The organism is Ornithinimicrobium cryptoxanthini (assembly GCF_023923205.1).
Classification (GTDB): Bacteria; Actinomycetota; Actinomycetes; order Actinomycetales; family Dermatophilaceae; genus Ornithinicoccus; species Ornithinicoccus cryptoxanthini.
This window is the reverse complement of sequence record NZ_CP099490.1, coordinates 2,792,237-2,811,368: the sequence shown is the minus strand read 5'-3', so window position 1 is coordinate 2,811,368 and position 19,132 is coordinate 2,792,237. Positions and strand designations below refer to the sequence as shown.

Annotated in this window: 19 protein-coding genes; 11 read left to right on the top strand and 8 right to left on the bottom strand. The window is 70.1% G+C overall.

The window, feature by feature from the left end; translation table 11 throughout:
* Nucleotides 1-3: 3 nt before the first annotated feature.
* Nucleotides 4-636, bottom strand: a complete 633-nt coding sequence (locus tag NF557_RS13010) for a hypothetical protein (RefSeq protein WP_252619951.1) — start codon at nt 634-636, stop codon at nt 4-6.
* A gap of 271 nt (nt 637-907) precedes the next feature.
* Here NF557_RS13010 and rph point away from each other — a divergent pair, with 271 nt between their 5' ends.
* From rph to NF557_RS12990, 4 genes are all read left to right on the top strand, one after another.
* A complete protein-coding gene (gene rph / locus NF557_RS13005) occupies nt 908-1,717 on the top strand; it encodes a ribonuclease PH (protein ID WP_252619950.1) in 810 nt (269 codons plus the stop codon).
* 47 nt (nt 1,718-1,764) lie between these two features.
* Nucleotides 1,765-2,418 carry an RdgB/HAM1 family non-canonical purine NTP pyrophosphatase gene (gene rdgB, locus NF557_RS13000; RefSeq protein WP_252619949.1) on the top strand — a complete coding sequence of 218 codons (654 nt, stop codon included), beginning with the start codon at nt 1,765-1,767 and terminating at the stop codon, nt 2,416-2,418.
* A gap of 4 nt (nt 2,419-2,422) precedes the next feature.
* Complete coding sequence (locus NF557_RS12995; protein WP_252619948.1) at nt 2,423-2,650, top strand: hypothetical protein; 228 nt, start codon at nt 2,423-2,425, stop codon at nt 2,648-2,650.
* 92 nt (nt 2,651-2,742) lie between these two features.
* A complete protein-coding gene (locus NF557_RS12990; RefSeq protein ID WP_252619947.1) occupies nt 2,743-3,201 on the top strand; it encodes an SRPBCC family protein in 459 nt (152 codons plus the stop codon).
* 116 nt (nt 3,202-3,317) lie between these two features.
* Here the strand turns inward: NF557_RS12990 and NF557_RS17610 are convergent, their stop codons facing one another.
* Entirely contained in the window at nt 3,318-3,449 is a 132-nt protein-coding gene (locus tag NF557_RS17610) for a hypothetical protein (protein ID WP_256841176.1), read from the bottom strand.
* 164 nt (nt 3,450-3,613) lie between these two features.
* Between NF557_RS17610 and thrC the strand changes: the two genes are divergently transcribed.
* Genes thrC through NF557_RS12970 form a run of 4 tightly spaced genes read left to right on the top strand, consistent with a single transcriptional unit; the run spans nt 3,614 to nt 9,261 of the window.
* On the top strand, nt 3,614-4,687 hold the full coding sequence (gene thrC / locus NF557_RS12985) for a threonine synthase (protein WP_252619946.1): 1,074 nt from the start codon (nt 3,614-3,616) through the stop codon (nt 4,685-4,687).
* Entirely contained in the window at nt 4,687-5,634 is a 948-nt protein-coding gene (locus NF557_RS12980; protein WP_252619945.1) for a homoserine kinase, read from the top strand. Before thrC ends, NF557_RS12980 begins: the two co-directional genes overlap by 1 nt.
* Before the next feature lie 17 nt (nt 5,635-5,651).
* Entirely contained in the window at nt 5,652-7,562 is a 1,911-nt protein-coding gene (locus NF557_RS12975) for an FAD-dependent monooxygenase (RefSeq protein ID WP_252619944.1), read from the top strand.
* 52 nt (nt 7,563-7,614) lie between these two features.
* Nucleotides 7,615-9,261: a thiamine pyrophosphate-binding protein gene (locus NF557_RS12970; protein ID WP_252619943.1), complete on the top strand. Its 1,647-nt coding sequence runs from the start codon at nt 7,615-7,617 to the stop codon at nt 9,259-9,261.
* Between the two features lie 11 nt (nt 9,262-9,272).
* Here the strand turns inward: NF557_RS12970 and NF557_RS12965 are convergent, their stop codons facing one another.
* Genes NF557_RS12965 through NF557_RS12940 form a run of 6 tightly spaced genes read right to left on the bottom strand, consistent with a single transcriptional unit; the run spans nt 9,273 to nt 15,804 of the window.
* The gene (locus NF557_RS12965; protein WP_252619942.1) at nt 9,273-10,076 is read right to left on the bottom strand and encodes an HpcH/HpaI aldolase family protein; all 804 of its coding nucleotides are present in this window, start codon (nt 10,074-10,076) and stop codon (nt 9,273-9,275) included.
* Nucleotides 10,061-10,846, bottom strand: coding sequence for a 2-oxo-hept-4-ene-1,7-dioate hydratase (gene hpaH / locus NF557_RS12960; protein ID WP_252619941.1), 786 nt, complete (start codon nt 10,844-10,846; stop codon nt 10,061-10,063). The genes NF557_RS12965 and hpaH overlap by 16 nt, the downstream gene beginning before the upstream one ends.
* A 36-nt stretch (nt 10,847-10,882) precedes the next feature.
* Complete coding sequence (gene hpaD, locus NF557_RS12955) at nt 10,883-12,025, bottom strand: 3,4-dihydroxyphenylacetate 2,3-dioxygenase (protein ID WP_252619940.1); 1,143 nt, start codon at nt 12,023-12,025, stop codon at nt 10,883-10,885.
* Between the two features lies 1 nt (nt 12,026).
* The gene (hpaE, locus tag NF557_RS12950) at nt 12,027-13,571 is read right to left on the bottom strand and encodes a 5-carboxymethyl-2-hydroxymuconate semialdehyde dehydrogenase (protein ID WP_370584410.1); all 1,545 of its coding nucleotides are present in this window, start codon (nt 13,569-13,571) and stop codon (nt 12,027-12,029) included.
* On the bottom strand, nt 13,568-14,278 hold the full coding sequence (locus NF557_RS12945; RefSeq protein ID WP_252619939.1) for a GntR family transcriptional regulator: 711 nt from the start codon (nt 14,276-14,278) through the stop codon (nt 13,568-13,570). The genes hpaE and NF557_RS12945 overlap by 4 nt, the downstream gene beginning before the upstream one ends.
* Nucleotides 14,279-14,289: 11 nt before the next feature.
* Nucleotides 14,290-15,804: a fumarylacetoacetate hydrolase family protein gene (locus NF557_RS12940; protein ID WP_252619938.1), complete on the bottom strand. Its 1,515-nt coding sequence runs from the start codon at nt 15,802-15,804 to the stop codon at nt 14,290-14,292.
* Nucleotides 15,805-16,063: 259 nt separating this feature from the next.
* Here NF557_RS12940 and NF557_RS12935 point away from each other — a divergent pair, with 259 nt between their 5' ends.
* The 3 genes from NF557_RS12935 to NF557_RS12925 all read left to right on the top strand — a co-directional run bounded on the left by NF557_RS12935 (nt 16,064) and on the right by NF557_RS12925 (nt 19,059).
* Nucleotides 16,064-17,515, top strand: a complete 1,452-nt coding sequence (locus tag NF557_RS12935) for a sensor histidine kinase (protein ID WP_252619937.1) — start codon at nt 16,064-16,066, stop codon at nt 17,513-17,515.
* Nucleotides 17,512-18,150, top strand: coding sequence for a response regulator transcription factor (locus tag NF557_RS12930; protein ID WP_252619936.1), 639 nt, complete (start codon nt 17,512-17,514; stop codon nt 18,148-18,150). Before NF557_RS12935 ends, NF557_RS12930 begins: the two co-directional genes overlap by 4 nt.
* A gap of 96 nt (nt 18,151-18,246) precedes the next feature.
* A complete protein-coding gene (locus tag NF557_RS12925; protein WP_252619935.1) occupies nt 18,247-19,059 on the top strand; it encodes a cupredoxin domain-containing protein in 813 nt (270 codons plus the stop codon).
* Nucleotides 19,060-19,132: the final 73 nt, after the last annotated feature.

Sequence of the window (19,132 nt, the reverse complement as noted above, 5' to 3'; positions counted from 1 at the left end):
AGGTCACCGGGCCCTGTGTGGTGACATCGGCTGGATGATCAGGGCCTTGCTTTCCGCACCGATGGCACCGGGGGTCAGTGGACGTCCGCCGGCGTCCGCGCCGGCCAGCTCACAGAGCCGGCGGGCCGTCTCGACGACGCACTCCCAGGCAAAGGCGGTGATGGCGTCGGCCCACCGGTCGACGACGACGGACGGCCCGGCGAGGTGGGTCAGGGCAGACATGACCAGGCCCGTCGGACGTTCGGCCGTGCCGACGCCGAGGGGGACCTCGATCACCGCCTGCTCGGACAACTGGTCACAGCTCACGGCGACGCCGACGGTCACGACCCCGACCCGGCAGCTCAGGCTGGTGGCAGCGGTGTCGATCTCGAGCTCGCTGCCGCGGTCCTGCCAGACGACGACGGGCGTGCTGTCGCGGGGCAGGTCGGCGACGAGCCGGACCACGCCGCGCAGCGCCGTCTGGGCCTCGCCCTGCGGGATGTGCATCAGGCCGCGGGTGAGCTCACCGGGCTTGAGCTTCTTGGCCGGACCGACCTTGGCGATCCACGGCGCGGTCTGGACGAGTGTGATCAGCTGGGTCAGGTCGGCGTTGTCCAGCGTCACGCCGGCGAGACGCTGTGCGCGCGCGAGGGTCATCGGGGTCTGGCTGCGCCCCCCTGCCGTGGGCGCGCGATCCGACGGGGACATCAGGTCCTCTGTCCTTGACGGGCGTGACCGCCGCGTCATGATGCGGGCTGTGCTGAGAGTTGTGGAGTGAGACTCGGGGCTGGATCCCTGTCCCTGCCTGGCCTCCCTCCGATCAGGCGACCGTAGCAGCGGCCAGTGCGGGTCGGCTAGGGGTAACCCGCGGGTAACGTCCTGCTTCCCGCCCGGTCCGGTGCAGGCCCAGACCTCTACGCTGGGTGCCATGACGAACGCAGCGGGTGGACCCCGCCACGATGGACGCCAGAGCGACGAGCTCCGCGAGGTGCGGATCACGCGCGGGTGGCTGGACCACGCCGAGGGCAGTGTGCTCATCGAGTTCGGCAGGACGCGAGTGCTGTGCGTGGCCTCGTTCACCGCAGGCGTGCCGCGCTGGCGCAAGGGGAGCGGACTGGGTTGGGCGACAGCGGAGTATGCGATGCTGCCGCGCGCCACGCACACGCGCAGCGACCGCGAGTCGGTCAAGGGGCGGATCGGCGGGCGCACCCACGAGATCTCCCGCCTGATCGGACGAAGCCTGCGGGCGGTCATCGACCTGTCCGCGCTGGGGGAGAACACCATCCACCTGGACTGCGACGTGCTCCAGGCCGACGGGGGCACCCGCACCGCGGCGATCACAGGTGCCTATGTCGCGCTCGTCGACGCGGTCGAGAAGGGGCGCTCGCTGGGGTTGATCAAGGAAGGTGCAGAGCCGATCACAGGGGAGGTCGCCGCCGTCAGCGTCGGCGTCGTCAACGGTGAGCCGGTGCTCGACCTGGACTATGTGGAGGACTCCACCGCCGACACCGACATGAACGTCGTGATGACCGGCGACGGGCGGTTCATCGAGGTGCAGGGCACGGCCGAGGGCGTGCCGTTTGACAAGGAGCTGCTGGACGCGATGCTCGACCTGGCCGCCGAGGGGTGCACCGAGCTGACCGCACGACAGTCCGCGGCCTTCGGCGGTGACGACATCGGCGGGGCTGACCCGCGCGAGGTCGGCGCAGACATCGACCAGGGGCCGCCGACGTGGTGAGTGGGGCAGGGGCCGCAGACAGCACGCCTGGGCCACCCGCTGCTGATGTGACGAGCGAGCGACGGATCGTCCTGGCGACGCGCAACGCGCACAAGGTCCAGGAGCTGCGCACGATCCTCGCGGACGTGCTGGAGCAGACCGGCCGCACCCTGGTGAGCGTGACGGACTTCCCTGATGTGGAGGATGTCGTCGAGTCCGGGGTGACCTTCGCCGCCAATGCCACGCTCAAGGCCGAGGCGGTGAGCGCCGCCACGGGGTTGCCCGCGCTCGCCGACGACTCCGGTCTCGCCGTCGACGTGCTGGGCGGGAGCCCGGGCGTCTTCTCCGCCCGCTGGTCCGGCGTGAACGGTGACGGCAAGGACCGGGCCAACAACGCCCTGCTCATGGCCCAGCTCGGTGACGTGCCGGACGAGCACCGAGGGGCCGGTTTCGTCTGTGCCGCAGCGCTGTCGGTCCCTGGACTGGAGACGGTAGTGCGCGAGGGCAGCGTGCGCGGCACCCTGGCGCACGAGCCGCGCGGCAGTGGCGGCTTCGGTTATGACCCGCTGCTGGTGATGCCCGACGGGCGCACCCTGGCCGAGCACGCGCCCGAGGAGAAGCACGCGATCAGTCACCGGGGCCGTGCTTTCCGGGAGCTGGCCGGCGACCTGGTGCGCCTGCTCGCGCGACCTGGGCCGGAGAACACCCAGACGCTACCGTGAGGGGGTGAAGACCACCATCGACATCCCCGACGCCCTCGCCTGTCAGGCCATGGACGTCGCGGCTCGTGACGGGGACACACTGGGCGACCTCGTCCTGGCCGGACTGCGCGGCGAGATCGCGCGGCGGGCGGCCTCCCCGGACGGCTTCCGGGCTGCGGTGCCCGGCGAGGGCCGTGCAGCCGACCTCAGCCTCGAGGACGCGCCGCCGACCGCCTACCAGCTGCCCGACTGACCTGGGACGGACAGCGGGTGCGGCCTCGGCTGGCACGGTCGCCGGAGCCGGTGTTGCCTAGAGGGGAACGCATCCCCAACAGGAGGTTTGTCATGAGCCAGATCACCGAGACCGTGGACGTCGACGTCCCGATCCGCGTGGCATATGACCAGTGGACACAGTTCGAGACATTCCCGCAGTTCATGGAGGGTGTCGAATCCGTGACGCAGGTCAGCGACACCCGCAACCACTGGAAGGTGGAGGTGGCGGGGGCGACACGGGAGTTCGACACGGAGATCAGCGAGCAGCACCCGGAGGAGCGGATCGCCTGGACAACTGTGGGTGGCGACCTGCAGCAGGCCGGCGTGGTGACCTTCCACAAGCTCGACGATAGTTCGACGCGCGTCACCATCCAGATGGACTGGGATCCGCAGGGCGTGCTGGAGAGCGCTGGCGCGGCCCTGGGCGTGGACGACCGGCGCGTCAAGGGGGATGCCAAGCGATTCAAGGAGTTCATCGAGTCGCGAGGCACTGAGACTGGTGCGTGGAGCGGAGATGTGCCCCGCGAGTGATCAGTCACCCTGAGTGAGCCTGCCAACGCAGCGGCGCCCGCCCCGCTGAGGGGGTGGGCGCCGTTGCTTTGCTGGGGTGGGTGCCGAACCAGCCGGAGTCGGTCCAGCCGCAGCGGTCAGGGCAGCCGGTCCTCAGGCACCTGCGGGGGTCGCGCGGACTGCTGGCGGTTCTGCTTGGCCTGGCGGCGCTTCCACCACTGGAAGCCGGCCATCGCCAACGGTGCGATGCGGATGAGTGAGCGCCACATGAAAGCCTCCGGGGTTGGTTGGGGATGTCCCTGCCCACCCTTCCCCGAAGCGGGCCCCCTCACAACCGCAGGGCCACGGTTCACCGGCACCTGCTCAGGCTTAGTAGTCTCACGTGCGGGTGCCCACCGACCGGGCCCCGCGGCATACCTCGAAAGGGTCTCCCATGGCACACCAGTGGCGCGGCGTCATCGCCGAGTATGCCGATCGCCTCCCTGCATCGATCACCGGCACCGTGGTGACGCTGCGCGAGGGCGGCACGCCGCTGATCCCGGCCGAGCACCTCTCTGAGCTGGTGGGCGCTCAGGTGCATGTGAAGTATGAGGGTCTCAACCCGACCGGCTCCTTCAAGGACCGCGGCATGACGGCGGCGATCTCCGAGGCCGCGGGGCGCGACGCCAAGGCCGTCATCTGCGCGAGCACCGGCAACACGAGCGCCTCGGCTGCGGCCTATGCCACCAAGGCCGGTATGACGTGCGGTGTCCTGGTCCCCGACGGCAAGATCGCGATGAGCAAGCTGTCCCAGGCGATCGCGCACGGCGCGACCCTGCTGCAGGTCGACGGCAACTTCGACGACTGCCTGACACTGGCCCGCAAGCTGGCCGAGGCCTACCCGGTCGAGCTGGTCAACTCGGTCAACCCCGCGCGCATCGAGGGCCAGAAGACGGCCGCGTTCGAGATCGTCGACGCGCTCGGGGACGCCCCCGACATCCACTGCCTGCCGGTCGGCAACGCGGGCAACATCACCGCCTACTGGAAGGGCTATCGCGAGTATGCCGAGTCCGGGCCGGCCACCCACCGCCCCGCCATGTGGGGTTTCCAGGCCGCCGGCGCTGCCCCGCTCGTGCTGGGCCACCCGATCGACGAGCCGGAGACCATCGCCACCGCCATCCGGATCGGCAACCCGGCCAGCTGGACGCAGGCCGAGGCGGCCCGCGACGAGTCCGGCGGCATCATCGACAAGGTCACCGACGAGGAGATCCTGCGCGCGCACCGGCTGCTCTCCTCCCGCGAGGCCATCTTCGTCGAGCCGGCCTCGGCCGCGTCCGTCGCAGGCCTTTTGAAGATGGCCGACGCGGGCCTGGTCCCAGCCGGCGCCACGATCGTGTGCACGGTCACCGGGCACGGGCTCAAGGACCCGCAGTGGGCGCTGCGCCAGGCCGACGGCTCCGAGATCGAGCCCACCCGGGTGTCGGTCGACGCGGTCAGCGCCGCCCGCGCGCTGGGCCTGCCCGACTGATGCTCGCGCCTGGGGACCGGGTCGTCGTCAGCGTCCCGGCCAGCTCGGCCAACCTCGGCCCGGGGTTCGACACCGTGGGGCTGGGGCTGGGCCTGCGCGAGACGTATGCCGTGGAGGTCACCTCTGCCCCCGGTCTGGTCGTCGAGCTCGCGGGGGAGGGCGCGGACGAGCTGCCGGCGGACGAGACACACCTGGTCGCCCGGGCCCTGCGCACCGCGCTCGAAGTCTGCGGGGTGCCGTGGGTCGACGGTGTTGGCGACGACAGCCGCGGGCTGCGGCTGACCTGCCGCAACGCGATCCCGATGTCCGCCGGACTGGGGTCCTCGGCCGCGGCCCTGGTCGGTGGGCTGGGCCTGGGCTTCGCCCTGGCGCGTGGGGGCGAGCTGACCGAGGACGACCTGACGCTCGTCAACACCCACGCCGGGATCGCCGAGGGTCATCCGGACAACTCGTCGGCGTCGGTGTATGGCGGGCTGACCGTGTCGTGGATGCCGTCGCCGGCGACCGTCCGCACGGCCCGACTCACCGTGCACCCCGGCGTGGAGCCACTGGTGCTGCTGCCCACCTCGACCCGGCTGTCGACCAGCATCGCCCGCGGCGTGCTGCCCGACTTCGTGCCGCGCGCCGACGTGATCCAGCAGGCGGGGCGGGCCGCGCTGCTGAGCCACGCGCTGACCGCTGACCCGACGATGCTGCTGGACGCCACCCAGGACTGGATCCACCAGGAGCAGCGCCGCGGGGTCTATCCCGAGTCGATGGGGGTCGTCGACGAGCTGCGCTCGCTGGGGCATGCCGCCACGATGTCCGGCGCGGGCCCTGCCGTGCTGGTGCTGGCCCGTGCCGAGGTCGCCGACGTCGTCGTCACCGAGGTGCGCTCGTGGGGGCGGACCTGGCGGGTGCTGCGACCCGGAGTCGCCGCCCAAGGGTTGCGGGTCGAGAGTGTCTGAGGAAGGATCCGATAGCGATGCAGTTCCACCACCACGGCTATGTCTCCGGCGACCCGCGGGTCCGCCCCGCGGCCGGCACCGGCCTCGACCGGCCGGACGAGCTCCCCGCTGAGGTCGACGTCCTCATCGTGGGCAGTGGGCCGGCAGGCATGCTGCTCGCGGCCCAGATGTCGCAGTTCCCCCAGCTCACCACCCGCGTCATCGAGCGCCGCTCCGGGCGACTGACCCACGGGCAGGCCGACGGCATCCAGCCGCGCAGCGTGGAGACCTTCCAGGCGTTCGGCTTCGCGGAGGAGATCATCGCCGAGGCCTACAACATCGGCTGGATGAACTTCTGGGGCCCGGACCCGCAGAACCCGCAGCACATCATCCGCACCGCGCGCACCGCGGACTATGCCCAGGACATCGGCGAGTTCCCGCACCTGATCGTCAACCAGGCCCGGGTCCTGGACTACTTCGCCGAGGCGGCCGAGCGTGCACCCGGTCGGGTCAGCCCGGACTACGGCTGGGAGTTCGTCGACCTGCAGGTCACCGACAGCGGGGACTACCCGGTCATCGTCACGCTGCGGCGCTCCGATGCGGACAACGCGGCCGGAGGGGCCGACGCGGCCAGCGCTGGCGAGGAGCGGGTGGTCGCGGCGAAGTATGTCGTGGGTTGCGACGGTGCCCGCAGCAGGGTGCGCGAATCGATCGGCTGCCAGCACGTCGGCGACATCTCCAAGCATGCCTGGGGCGTGATGGACGTGCTGGTCAACACCGACTTCCCGGACTGGCGGATCAAGTGCGCGATCAACGCCGAGGCTGGCAACATCCTGCACATCCCGCGGGAGGGCGGCTATCTGGCTCGGATGTATATCGACCTCGGCGCCGTCCCCGAGGACGACAACCACCGGGTGCGCCAGACCCCGCTGGAGGTGGTGGTCACGAAGGCCAACGAGATCCTGCACCCCTACTCCATCGACGTGAAGGAGGTGGGCTGGCACAGCGTCTATGAGGTGGGGCACCGGGTCACCGACCGATTCGACGACGTGCCCGCGGGCGAGGACCGGAACCCACGGGTCTTCCTCACCGGCGACGCGTGCCACACGCACAGCGCGAAGGCCGGCCAGGGGATGAACGTCTCCATGCAGGACGGCTTCAACATCGGCTGGAAGCTCGGGTCGGTGCTCTCGGGACTGAGCGACGAGTCGCTGCTGGCGACCTACACGGCGGAACGCCGGCCGGTGGCCCAGCAGCTCATCGACTTTGACCGGGAGTGGTCCAGCCTGATGGCCCGCAAACCCGAGGAGATCGAGGACCCCACCGAGCTCGCGACCTACTATCTCGGCACCGCAGAGTTCCCCTCCGGCTTCATGACGCAGTACGGCCTGTCGGTGATCGTCGGCACCGATCAGCACCAGGGCCTGGCCGAGGGCTTCCCGATCGGCAAGCGCTTCAAGTCGGCCGAGGTCGTGCTGGTCAGCGACGGGAACACCCTGCACCTGGGGCACCACGCGACCGCCGACGGTCGTTGGCGCATCTATGCCTTCGCCGACGCTGCCGCTGCAGGTGAACCCTCGGCCCTGACCGACTGGGCGCAGTGGCTGTCGACGTCGCCGGAGTCACCGGTGCTGCGGCATACGCCCGCCGGGGCCGACGTGGACACCGTCCTTGACGTCAAGGTGATCTATCAGCAGAGCTTCGAGGAGGTCGACGTCGCCCGGGTGCCGGAGACGTTCCGGCCCCAGAGCGGTCCTCTCGGGCTGACCGACTGGGAGAAGGCCTTCGCCGCTGCACCCGGGCGGGACATCTTTGAGGAGCGGGCGATCTCACGTGACGGGGCCGTGGTCGTCGTGCGTCCGGACCAGTATGTCGCGCACGTCCTGCCGCTGACGGCCACCGACGAGCTCAGCGACTTCTTTGCCCAGCACATGCTCGCCCAGCGCTGAACGGACTCCGCCGTGTGGGGAGCTCCCGCACCGGCATGAAAACATCGTCACCATGTCGACCGTCTCCGCCCACGTGGCCCTCACCCTCGCTGCCCATGTCGACCACGTGTTCGGCGTGATGGGCAACGGGAACGCCTACTTCCTCGACGCCCTCGAGCGCGACAGCACGGCAGAGTTCACCGCCGTGCGGCACGAGGCTGGTGCGGTCACCGCCGCGGACGCGTTCCATCGCAGCTCTGGCCGGCTCGCCGCAGCGACCACGACCTATGGCGCGGGCTTCACGAACACGCTGACGGCGCTGGCCGAGGCTGTGCAGGCCCATGTGCCGCTCGTCCTCGTCGTCGGCGACGAACCCACCTCGGGGCCGCGCGCCTGGGATGTGGACCAGATCGCGATGGCGTCCGCGCTGGGTGCTCGCACCTACACCGTGGGCCGCACCGATGCCGCCGCCACGACGGTCATCGCGATCGAGCACGCGCTGACCTATCGGGTGCCCACGGTCCTGGCGATCCCCTATGACGTCGCGACGCTCGACGTCGGTCCGGTGCCGGAGGCACCGGAGCCCCGGCTGCCGGGCCGGCTCACCCCGCAGGGTCCGTATGCCGAGGAGCGGGTCCGCGAGATCACGGCGGCTCTGGCCTCCGCCCGCAGGCCGCTCCTGCTCGCCGGACGTGGTGCCTGGGTGGCCGGTGCCGGCATGGCCCTGGGCCAGCTCGCGGACGCGACCGGCGCGCTGACCGCGACCACGGCACTGGGGCGCGGACTCTTCCCACGCACCGAGTTCGACCTCGGGGTCGCCGGCGGGTTCGGCGCCGAGGGTGCTATGGAGGCGGTGCGCGAGGCCGACGTCGCCGTGGTGTTCGGCGCCTCGCTCAACCAGTTCACGATGCGCTTCGGTCAGCTCTTCGCCCCAGGGACCAGGGTCTTCCAGGTCGACGTCGCCGCGGCGGCCACCCACCCGCATGTCAGCGGCTATGTGCGCGGAGACGCAGGAGTGATCGCTTCAGCTCTCGTCGCCGGGTTGGCTGACGCTGAGCCCAGTGGCTGGCGGGAGTCGGTCAACGTCGCTGCTGCCCGACGCTATGACGATGGCGACGCGCTGGCTTCCGACGGCCGCCTGGACCCCCGATCAGCGGCGGCGCGGATCGGCGAGCTGCTTCCGCCGGACCGCGTCGTGGTCTCCGACGGGGGTCACTTCATCGGCTGGGCCAACATGTATTGGCCTGTCGCCTCCCCGGACCGGATGATCATGGTGGGCACCGCCTTCCAGGCGATCGGCATGGGCTTCCCCAGCGTCCTGGGTGCCGCGCTGGCCCGCCCGGAGTCGACGGTCGTGCTCACCTCGGGGGATGGTGGTGGCCTGATGGCCCTGGCTGACCTGGAGTCCGCGATCCGGGTCGCCGGCGGCCGGGGTCTGGCCGTCGTGTGGAACGACGCGGTCTATGGCGCCGAGGTCCACGTCTACGGCAGCAAGGGCGTCACCCAGAAGCCGATGCAGATCCCCGAGGTGGACTTCGCCGGGATCGCCAGCTCGCTCGGGGCGCAGGGGGTCGTCGTCACCACGCTGGAGGACCTCGACGCCCTGGCCGAATGGGCCGACCAGGCGCCGGGCCAGCGAGACTTCCTCCTGCTCGACCTGCGGGTCTCCCCGACGGTCGTTGCGCCCTATCAGGAGGAGATCATCCAGGCGAACCGGTGAGAGCAGAAGTCCTAGTAGGAGTCGCGCTCAGCCTGTTCGCCGGCCGGCACCCAGCGCTGGGCCAGGGCCTCTGAGCCACGGGCCAGGAGCGCGACGTCCGCCCCGACCAGGATGAACCCGGCGCCGCTCTCGACGTAGCCCTGGGCCGCCTGGGGGTCGAAGGCGTTGACGCCGAAGTGCTTGCCCGCCGCGCGGACGGCCTCGAAAGTGCGCCCCACGGCGGCGACCACGTCCGGGTGCGTCTGCTGGCCCAGCAGTCCCATGCTGGCGGACAGGTCGGACGGGCCGACGAAGACCGCGTCCACCCCGTCGACGGCCGCGATCTGCTCAGCAGCCTCCACCCCCGCCATCGTCTCGATCTGCACGATCAGGCTCACGTGCTCGTCGGCGTCCTGCAGATAGCCGTCGATCCGGTTCCAGCGTGCCGAACGAGCCAGAGCCGAGCCGACACCGCGCCGGCCACGGGGCGGATAGCGCATCGCCTCGACCGCGGCGCGGGCCTGCTCGGCAGAGGAGACCATCGGGACCAGCAGGGTCTGGGCGCCGAGGTCCAGCACCTGCTTGATGACCACTGGGTCGTTGGTCGGGACCCGGACCACGGGAACCACCGGATAGGCGGCGACCGCCTGGAGCTGAGCCAGCACCGAGGCCAGGCCGTTGGGGGAGTGCTCCATGTCGATCAGCACCCAGTCCAGGCCGGCCCCCGCGCAGATCTCGGCGACCAGCGGGGACCCGGAGCAGACCCAGATCCCGGCCAGCGCCCGCTCGTCGGTGCGGTGCAGGGCATCCCGCAGCGTCGTCATACGAACCGGCATGAGATCGTCCCCAGATCCTTGTAGTCGGCCAGGATCGTGTCCCCGGGATGCACCCACATCGGGCGGGTGAAGGACCCGGCGAGCACGATGTCACCGGCGTGCAGCTGGTCGCCGTGGGAGGCCAGCTTGCCGGCCAGCCAGGCGACCCCGGACGCCGGGTGGTTGAGCACCGCGGCCGCCACACCGGACTCCTCGATCGTCTCGTTGCGATAGAGCAGGGCGGAGACCCAACGCAGGTCCACGTCGTGCGGACGGACCGGGTTGCCGCCATAGACCATGCCGCCCATCGCCGCATTGTCGCTGATCGTGTCGACGATCGTGCGGCCCTCCATCTCGATCCGGGAGGAGAGGATCTCCAGGGCGGGCACGACAAACTCCGTCGCGCGCAGCACGTCAAAGACGGTCACGTCCGCGCCCGCGAGATTCTCGGAGAGCACGAAGGCCAGCTCCACCTCGATCCGCACGTTGGAGAACTGCTCGTGCTCGATCAGCGACCCGTTCTCGAAGACCATGTCGTCAAAGATCGCGCCGTAGTCAGGCTCGCTGATGCCGGTCGCCGCCTGCATGACCTTGCTCGTCAGCCCGATCTTGCGACCGACGAGGCGGCGGCCCGCCGCCTCTCCCCGACGACGCCACTCGGCCTGCACGGCATACGAGTCCTCGACGGTCATCTGCGGGTGACGCGCCGTCAGCAGCGGGACCGTGGTGCGGTCCTCCTCTGCCTGCGCCAGCTCATCGGCGATGGAGGCGATCTGCTCGGGTGACAGCATCCTGTCCCTCTCATGTGGTGGTGGGCGGCGTGCGGGTCAGAGCTGGTGGCCGAGCTTGTATTCGCCCTGCTTCCAACTGGGCATGTCGTGATCGTCCCCCTCGTGCCCCTCACGGGTGTAGGAGAAGCCGTCGGCACCGATCGTGACCGCCAGCTCGGAGCTGTCGGTGCGGGCGACGACGGGCTGGGGGTTGCCGTCGAGGTCCAGGACGAGTGAGGCCTCGGTGTACCACGACGGCACCACCGGGTTGCCCCACCAGTCGCGGCGCTGGTTGTCGTGCACGTCCCAGCTGACCAGTGGGTTGTCGGGGTCTCCGGTGTAGTAGTCCTGGGTGTAGATCTCCACGCGGTGCCCGTCCGGGTCGCGCAGATAGAGGTAGAACGCGTTGGAGACGCCGTGGCGTCCTGGGCCGCGCTCGATGTGGTTGGACATCCGCAGCGCGCCGAGCTTGTCGCAGATCGCGATGATGTTGTGCTTCTCGTGGGTGGCGAAGGCGACATGGTGCATGCGGGGTCCGTCGCCACCGGTCATCGCGGTGTCGTGCACGGTGGGCTTGCGGCGCATCCAGGCGGCATAGACGGTGCCCTCGGAGTCGCGGATGTCCTCGGTCACGCGGAAGCCCAGGTCCTCGACGTAGCCAACCGCCCTCGGCACGTCCGGTGTGACCTGGTTGAAGTGGTCCAGCCGGACGAGGGCGCCCGGGACGTGCAGGTCGTAACGCCACGCGAGGCGCTCGACGTGCTCGACGTCATAGAAGAACTCGTAGGGGAAGCCGAGCGGGTCCTCGACGCGCACCGAGTCGCCATAGCCCTTGCTGAAGCCCTCTGCGCGACGCTCGACGCGGCACCCGAGCTCGCCGTAGAAGGCCTCCGCCCTGTCCAGGTCCTCGGGGCTGCGCACCCGGAAGGAGAAGGCGGCTACTGCCGCCACCGGGCCCTGGCGCAGGACCAGGTTGTGGTGGATGAACTCCTCGAAGGAGCGCAGATAGATCGCCTCGTCATCCTCCTCGGTGATCACCAGGCCGAGCACGTCGTGGTAGAACTCGCGCGACGCGGCGAGGTCGGTCACCACGAGCTCCATCGAGGCACACCGCAGGATGTCCGGCGGCGGCGCGTTCGGCGTGGCGATCGGCTCCGATGAGACGATGTCGTGGTCGGGGCGGTGGGTCGGAGTGCTCATGTCAGCGTCCTTGCTGCTTGCCGAACGTGGGGTTGTGCACGGTGCCGAGGGTGATGTGCACGGCCTGCTGGTCGGTGTAGAAGTCGATCGAGCGGTAGCCGCCCTCGTGCCCCAGCCCGGAGGCCTTGACGCCGCCGAACGGGGTGCGCAGGTCACGCACGTTGTTGGAGTTCAGCCAGACCATGCCGGCCTCGATGGCCTGGGAGAAGTTGTGGGCCCGCCTCAGGTCGTTGGTCCACAGGTAGGCGGCGAGGCCGTACTTGACGCCGTTCGCCAGCTCGAGTGCCTCGGCGTCGGTGTCGAAGGGGGTGATCGCGACGACGGGGCCGAAGATCTCTTCCTGGAAGATGCGCGCGTCCGGCGCGACATCGGCGAAGACCGTGGGGGCGATGAAGTTGCCTGACTCAAACCCGTCCGGGCGACCGCCGCCGGCGACCAGGCGACCCTCGGTCTTGCCGATCTCGACGTAGCTCATCACCTTGTCGTAGTGCTCGGGGTGGACGAGGGCCCCGACCTCGGTGGACTCCTCGTGCGGGTAGCCGACGCGCACCCGCTGGGCCTGCTCGGCATACCGCTCGACGAACTCGTCATAGATGGAGCGCTCGACCAGGATGCGCGAGCCAGCCGTGCAGCGCTCGCCGTTGAGCGAGAAGACCCCGAAGATCGTGGCGTCGACCGCTGCCTCCAGATCGGCGTCGGCGAAGACGATGGCGGGGCTCTTGCCGCCGAGCTCCATCGACAGACCCTTGAGGTATGGCGCGGCGTTGGCGAAGATCAGGGAGCCGGTGCTGGACTCGCCGGTGAACGAGATCAGCGGCACGTCGGGGTGCTTGACGAGCGCGTCGCCGGCGTCCTCGCCAAAGCCGTTGACCAGGTTGAACACGCCCTGGGGCAGGCCAGCATCCTCGAAGATGCCAGCCCACAGCGACGCCGAGAGCGGGGTGAACTCGGCCGGCTTGAGCACCACGGTGTTGCCGGTGGCCAGGGCGGGACCGAGCTTCCAGGACTCCAGCATGAACGGCGTGTTCCACGGGGTGATGAGCCCGGCCACTCCGATCGGCTTGCGGTTGACGTAGTTGATCTGCCGACCAGGGACTTTGTAGGTGTCGTCGGACTGGGCCACGATCAGGTCGGCGAAGAACCGGAAGTTCTCGGCGGCGCGACGAGCCTGCCCGAGGGCCTGTGAGATCGGCAGGCCGGAGTCGAAGGACTCCAGCTCGGCCAGCCGACGGTCCTGGGACTCCACGAGATCGGCGACCCGGTGCAAGACACGGGACCGGTCACGCGGCAGCATGCGCGGCCATGGACCCTCGCGAAACGCCCGCTGGGCCGCCTCGACCGCGAGGTCGATGTCCGCCTTCTTGCCCGCCGCGGCCCGGACGTAGGTCTCGTTGGTGACCGGGTCGAGGACCTCGAAGGTGGCGCCGTCGACTGAGTCGACGAACTGGCCGTCGATGTAGTGCTGGATCCGGTCGGGCAGGTCGGCCGGGACGTGGTGTCCGCCCGGTCGCGTCGGGTCGCTTATAGGGCTCGTCGGGTCGCTCACAGGGAACCTCCGGTGTGGGTCAGGACATCGATCTGCTCCGGGTTGATGTCGAGATGTTCGTGGGACAGATAGGCCAGCACGGTGGCACGGCGGTGGTGCCGGGCCGCCTCCTCGACCTCCGCGGACGGTGCCGTCCTCTCGATGAGCGAGATGATGGCCTCGTGCTCACGGACGGATTCACCGGCCCGTTGGGGCACGAAGCTGAACGTGGAGGACCTCAGGTATCTCAGCTTGGCCCACTCCGCCTCAACCAGGTCCAGGAGGCGGGGGTTGGGACAGCGCCTGATCAGGATCGCGTGGAGCTGACGGTTCAGGCCGGTGAACTCGTGGGGGTTGTCGATGGCCAGCTCGCCGGTCATCCGCGCATTCAGGTCGCGCGCCTCGCTCAGGTCCTCGGCCGTGGCATAGCGTGCCGACAGCGCTGTGGCGGCCGCCTCCAGGAGCCCGAGTGTCTGCATCGTGTGGGCGTAGGACGACGGCTCCGTCATGGCCACTCGCGCGCCCACGTTGCGCTCGTAGGTCACCAGCCCCTCCGCCTCGAGCTGACGGACGGCCTCGCGCACCGGGACGACAGACATGTCGAGCTGCTCGGCGATCGAGCCCAGCACCAGCCGGTAGCCAGGCGCGAACTCGTGCGCCAGGATCTGTTCGCGGAGCCATGCGCAGGCCTGCTGCGACTTGCTGAGTGACCCGGTGTTCGGTGTCATGACCGGTGGCATCAGGCGTGGGCGTCGCGGGAGTGGTCGGCCTCGTAGCGCTCGCGCCACTGCTTGTTCATCGGGAAGAGGCCATCGAGTCGTTCACCCTCGGCCACGCGCTCGGCGACCCAGGCGTCCTCCTGCTCCTTGACCAGGGCGGCGTCGACAATCTCCTCGACGAGGGCTGGAGGGATCACGATGGCCCCGTCGGTGTCGGCCACGATGATGTCGCCCGGCTGGACGGTGGCCCCACCACAGCTGATCGTCAGGTCGTGGTCCCACGGGACGTGGCGGCGGCCGAGCACGGCCGGATGCGGGCGGGCGCCATAGACGGGGATGCCCACCGCGGCGACGGCGTCGTAGTCGCGGACTGCCCCGTCGGTGATGATCCCGGCGGCGCCGTTGGCCCTGGCCCGGATCGCGAGCACGTCACCGAGGGTCCCGGCGCTGGCGTCGCCCCGCGCCTCGATGACGATGACCTCACCCGCACCGACCGCGTCGAAGGCCCGCTTCTGGGCGTTGTAACCGCCACCGTGGGTCTTGAAGAGGTCCTCCCGGTTGGGCACAAAGCGCAGGGTCCTGGCAGTGCCGACGATCTTGCCCGACCCGGGCAGCGGCGTCAGCCCGTCGATCGCGACGTTGTTGAGTCCGTGGCCGCGCAGCAGCTGGGTCATGGTGGCGACGGGGCACCGCTCGAGCTTGGCGCGCAGCTCCGGAGTGAGACCCTTTGCTGCCGGCCCGGACGGGGTGTCGGCACCGGCGCCCTCCTCCAGGCCGGCGGCCTGAGCGGAGCCCCAGGCGGCGATCCGCTGGGCGTCGTCGACCGCGGGCAGGGAGCCGAGCGCCTCGTCATACGCACCCTCGCTCGCCTCGACCACCGGGGTCTGCAGCCGACCGCTGGTCTGTCCCGTCCTGGGGGCGTCAACCTCGACCTCGACGACGTCTCCTGGCACGACAACGGAAGATCCGGCGGGCGTGCCGGCCAGGATGACGTCGCCGATCTCGAGGGTGAAATGCTGCGAGAGGTCGGCCACGAGCTGTGCGAGCGGGAAGATCAGACCCGATGTGCTGTCGTCCTGGACGAGGGAGCCATTGACCCAGGTGCGCAGCCGCAGGTCGGTGGGGTCGACCTCGCGCGCGTCGATCAGGTCCACGCCGATCGGCGTGTAGCCGTCACCGCCCTTGGAGCGCACGTTGGAGCCCTTGTCGTTGGCCCGCAGGTCATAGAGCCCGAAGTCGTTCGAGGCGGTGACCCACCCGACGTGGCTCCAGGCCTCGTCCAACCCGACCCGCCTGGCCGGAGTCCCGATCACCAGGGCGATCTCGCCCTCAAAGGCCAGCAGCTCGGTGCCTTGCGGCCGCACGACCTCGGTGCCGGTGGCGGCCACGGAGCTCGAGGGCTTGAAGAAATAGGATGGCGCGTCCGGCCGGCGCCCCCGCTGGTCGGCACGTGAGGCATAGCTCAGGTGGACCGCGATGATCTTGCCCGGCCGAGCCGGTAGTCCGGCGAACCGGGGGTCTGGCTGCGTGCTCATGAGCCTCCTCGCCCTTGACAGACTCAAAATCGTATATCTTCGAGGAAGGGCTGGCAACCCGGGTGCGGGGGCCTAGGCGCTCGTGCCTGACTTCCGCTGATTGGGGCCAGCCCCACTTGAGCAGGCCTGGGGCGTGACGGGTCGGACCACGCGAGCCGGCCCGTCACGCCACCGAAACAACGCGAGGGCTGGTGCCCACAAACTGCCGGGGCTGGGCCGCAGCCGGCGGGGTGTGCCGGTGATCCGCAATAATTCAGTGATGAACGAGTCGAGGACAGCCTCGCTCGTCGTCTGGATGGTGCCTGTCGTCTCGACGGCGATGCTCGTCGCTGGGCTCGTGCTGCATGCCCGAACGGCTGCGTTGGACCGTGCGGCCTACCCCCTGTATCTCGCTGACGTGTGGGTGGCCGTCATCATGGTGCCGCTGGGCGCATGGCTGTATTCACGCGGCGCTCCACGGGGCATGGTGACGGTCCTGCTCTTGCAGGGTTCGCTGTCGGTCTGCGGGTTCACCGGGGAGCTTGCGGCGTATGACGTGGCGAGCGACGGCACCCTCAGTGGGGTGGGTGCCGCGGCCGCCTGGATCTCGACCTTCACGTGGGCGCCCTACCTCCTGCTGCTCACCTGGCTTCCCCTGCTGTGGCCCGACGGACAGCTGCCCCCGCGGTGGGGCCGCGCCCTGCTCGGGGTGGTGCTGAGCCTGCTCGGCATCGCGGCGGTGGCTGCGGCCCTCAGACCGGGCCCGGTGGCCGATCGACCTGGTGTGGTCAATCCGCTGGGGGTCGACTCGACCGTTCTCACGGCCGTCGGCGAGGCCTGCCTGGCCTTCGTTGTGCTGGTGATGATGCCGCTCTGCGTGGGCACGGCAGTGGTGCGGGCAGTCCGCAGGCACGAGGGCACCTCGGTGGCAGTCGCTTTCGTCGTGCTCGCGGCGGCGGTCCTGACCCAGAGCCTGCTCGCCTATCCGTGGAACGACATCGTGGTCGCCGCCGCCTTCACCCTGGTGGCAGGGGCACTGGTCGCCGCTGAGCAGCGCGCCGGACTGCTGCGGGCGTGGCGCGCGGACGCGCAGCGGGCCACCCGCGTGCGCGACGAGGAGCGCCGCCGCGTGCGGCTCGACCTGCACGACGGGCTGGGCCCCGAGTTGGCCGGTATCTCCCTGGGCCTGACCGCCGTGAGCCTCGACGTTGACGACTCGCGGGTGCGCGCGGAGCTGACGCAGCTTCGTGATGATCTCGGCAACGCGGTGTCGGAGGTCCGCAGGATCGTCGACGGCCTGCGTCCGGCAACACTGGCCGAGCGGGGGCTGGTGGGCGCGCTCGAGTCACGGGCGGAGCGGCTTGCTGCAGCGGGCTTCACGGTCGAGCTCGACCTGCGGCTGGACGGCGTCAGCCTAGGGCCCGAGACCGAGGTCGCAGCCTTCCGAGTGGCGGACGAGGCACTGTCCAACGCGGTCCGGCACTCCGGGGCAGACACCCTGACCGTGCGTGGCCACGTCGTCGGCAGAGAGGTCATCGTCGAGATCGCTGACGATGGCAACGGCCAGGTTCGCCAGGCTGCCGAGGGCCTTGGCCTGCAGAGCATGCACGCCCGCGCACGCAGCGTGGGAGCAGTGCTCACCTTGCAGTCAGACCCCGCCGCCGGCACGCGCGTCCGCTTCGTGGTGCCGGTGACTCCCGCCCCGACGGCCGCAGGAGCCGGACCATCATGACCGGCACGCGAGTGCTGGTCGTCGACGACCACCCGACCTTCCGGCGCGGGGTGCGGGCCCTGCTCGAGCGCCTTGACGACGTCGTCAAGGTCGAGGAGGCCGAGACCGGCGAACAGGCACTCGAGGCACTCGCGTCCGCCCCGGCCGACGTCGTGATGATGGACCTGCTCATGCCGGGCATCGGCGGCCTGGCGGCAACGCAGCAGATCGTGGACCGACACCCCGGGGTAGCCGTGCTCGTGACGACGATGAGCGAGTCGGAGGACGCGGTCTATCGGGCGCTGCACGCCGGGGCGCGCGGCTATCTCCTCAAGGACGCCGCCCCGGACACCATGGTCGCGGCGGTCCGAGCTGTGGCAGGCGGGCAGATGTTCCTCGACGCCAAGCCGGGGGACCGCCTCTCGGCATACTTCGGAGGCATCGATGTGCTCCCCGCCTTTCCGGAGCTGACCGAACGGGAGCGGGAGGTGCTGGACCTGCTTGCCGCCGGGCTGGACAACGCTGCCATCGGGGGACGGCTCAGCCTCTCGCCCAAGACGATCAGGAACTACGTGTCGGTGATCTTCGCCAAGTTGGGGCTCAGCGGACGCAGCGAGGCGATCATCATGGCGCGCGACGCCGGCCTCGGCTCCTGACGATCCCGGTGCCGTCGGGACGCTGCTCACTGGTGCAAGGGACTGCGCGGGGGCTTCGGTGGGAGGCACCCACCGTTCCCGAGCCCGGAGACCACCATGACCCAGACCGCCACGACCCAGACCTCCATGACGCAGACCACCGCCCGCACCCGTGCCTCAACCACCTGGCGCCAGCTCTTCCGGATCGGTTGTTGGACGGTGCTCGTCACCGCCGGGCTGCTCCAGGCCATCGGCCGATTTGTGGGCCCGTCTCTGGTGGTTTTGATGCTCGGGATGGCTGCTGCCCTGCTGCTGCTCGCGCGGCAGCGGCCGCGGGCAGCCGCTGTGACGGCTGCGGTGATCTGCGTGCTGGACCTGGTGCTGCACCTAGGGTTGCTGATCGGATTGCTGCTGGAGCCGGAGGCCTTCGCGGCCTTCATCCTCAACCTGGCGGGACTGCTGGCCGTGGTCGCGGTCATGGTCGCCGCCGTCCCGCTCTGGCGCAGGAGCCAGACCGCGACGCTCATGCCCTCCGGACTGCTGGCCGGGGCGGTGGTGGTGCTCGTGGTCGGCTCGGCCCTGTCCGCGACGGCATACCTGACCCGCGTGACGATTGTCCCTGAGGCGGGCGAGGTCGTGATCACCAATGACGGGCAGGTCCGGCCCGACGAGGTCACCCTGCCGGTGGGCGACCCGACCCTGGTGTTCCACAACGATGATCCCCTCTTCCCGAGGTCGTTTGACATTGACGCGCTCGACACCCATGTCACCCTGCCGCCCAACACCGCACGCCGGGTCACGCTGCCCGCTCGACCCGGGGAGTACGCGTTCTATGACATGGTCACCTTCACCGACGGCACACGGGGGACCCTCCTGATCGTCCCCAAGGGCGCCGATTCGCAGCAGTCGATGGAGCCTCAGGGTCGCTAGACAGTCGCGACCGTCGTCAGAGCCCGGACGACACCACGAGGTCGGCCTGACCGACCTGCGGCCGCGCGGCAGC

Bases quoted from the DNA above. Each gene is read 5' to 3' on its own strand.
- NF557_RS12925 (WP_252619935.1), top strand. From the start codon at position 18,247: ATGACCCAGACCGCCACGACCCAGACCTCCATGACGCAGACCACCGCC.
- NF557_RS12990 (WP_252619947.1), top strand. From the start codon at position 2,743: ATGAGCCAGATCACCGAGACCGTGGACGTCGACGTCCCGATCCGCGTG.
- NF557_RS12930 (WP_252619936.1), top strand. From the start codon at position 17,512: ATGACCGGCACGCGAGTGCTGGTCGTCGACGACCACCCGACCTTCCGG.
- hpaD (WP_252619940.1), bottom strand. From the start codon at position 12,025: ATGAGCACTCCGACCCACCGCCCCGACCACGACATCGTCTCATCGGAG.
- thrC (WP_252619946.1), top strand. From the start codon at position 3,614: ATGGCACACCAGTGGCGCGGCGTCATCGCCGAGTATGCCGATCGCCTC.
- NF557_RS12945 (WP_252619939.1), bottom strand. From the start codon at position 14,278: ATGACACCGAACACCGGGTCACTCAGCAAGTCGCAGCAGGCCTGCGCA.
- NF557_RS17610 (WP_256841176.1), bottom strand. From the start codon at position 3,449: ATGTGGCGCTCACTCATCCGCATCGCACCGTTGGCGATGGCCGGCTTC.
- rph (WP_252619950.1), top strand. From the start codon at position 908: ATGACGAACGCAGCGGGTGGACCCCGCCACGATGGACGCCAGAGCGAC.
- NF557_RS12980 (WP_252619945.1), top strand. From the start codon at position 4,687: ATGCTCGCGCCTGGGGACCGGGTCGTCGTCAGCGTCCCGGCCAGCTCG.
- NF557_RS12940 (WP_252619938.1), bottom strand. From the start codon at position 15,804: ATGAGCACGCAGCCAGACCCCCGGTTCGCCGGACTACCGGCTCGGCCG.
- hpaH (WP_252619941.1), bottom strand. From the start codon at position 10,846: ATGCTGTCACCCGAGCAGATCGCCTCCATCGCCGATGAGCTGGCGCAG.
- NF557_RS12935 (WP_252619937.1), top strand. From the start codon at position 16,064: ATGAACGAGTCGAGGACAGCCTCGCTCGTCGTCTGGATGGTGCCTGTC.
- NF557_RS12970 (WP_252619943.1), top strand. From the start codon at position 7,615: ATGTCGACCGTCTCCGCCCACGTGGCCCTCACCCTCGCTGCCCATGTC.
- NF557_RS13010 (WP_252619951.1), bottom strand. From the start codon at position 636: ATGACCCTCGCGCGCGCACAGCGTCTCGCCGGCGTGACGCTGGACAAC.
- NF557_RS12965 (WP_252619942.1), bottom strand. From the start codon at position 10,076: ATGCCGGTTCGTATGACGACGCTGCGGGATGCCCTGCACCGCACCGAC.
- NF557_RS12975 (WP_252619944.1), top strand. From the start codon at position 5,652: ATGCAGTTCCACCACCACGGCTATGTCTCCGGCGACCCGCGGGTCCGC.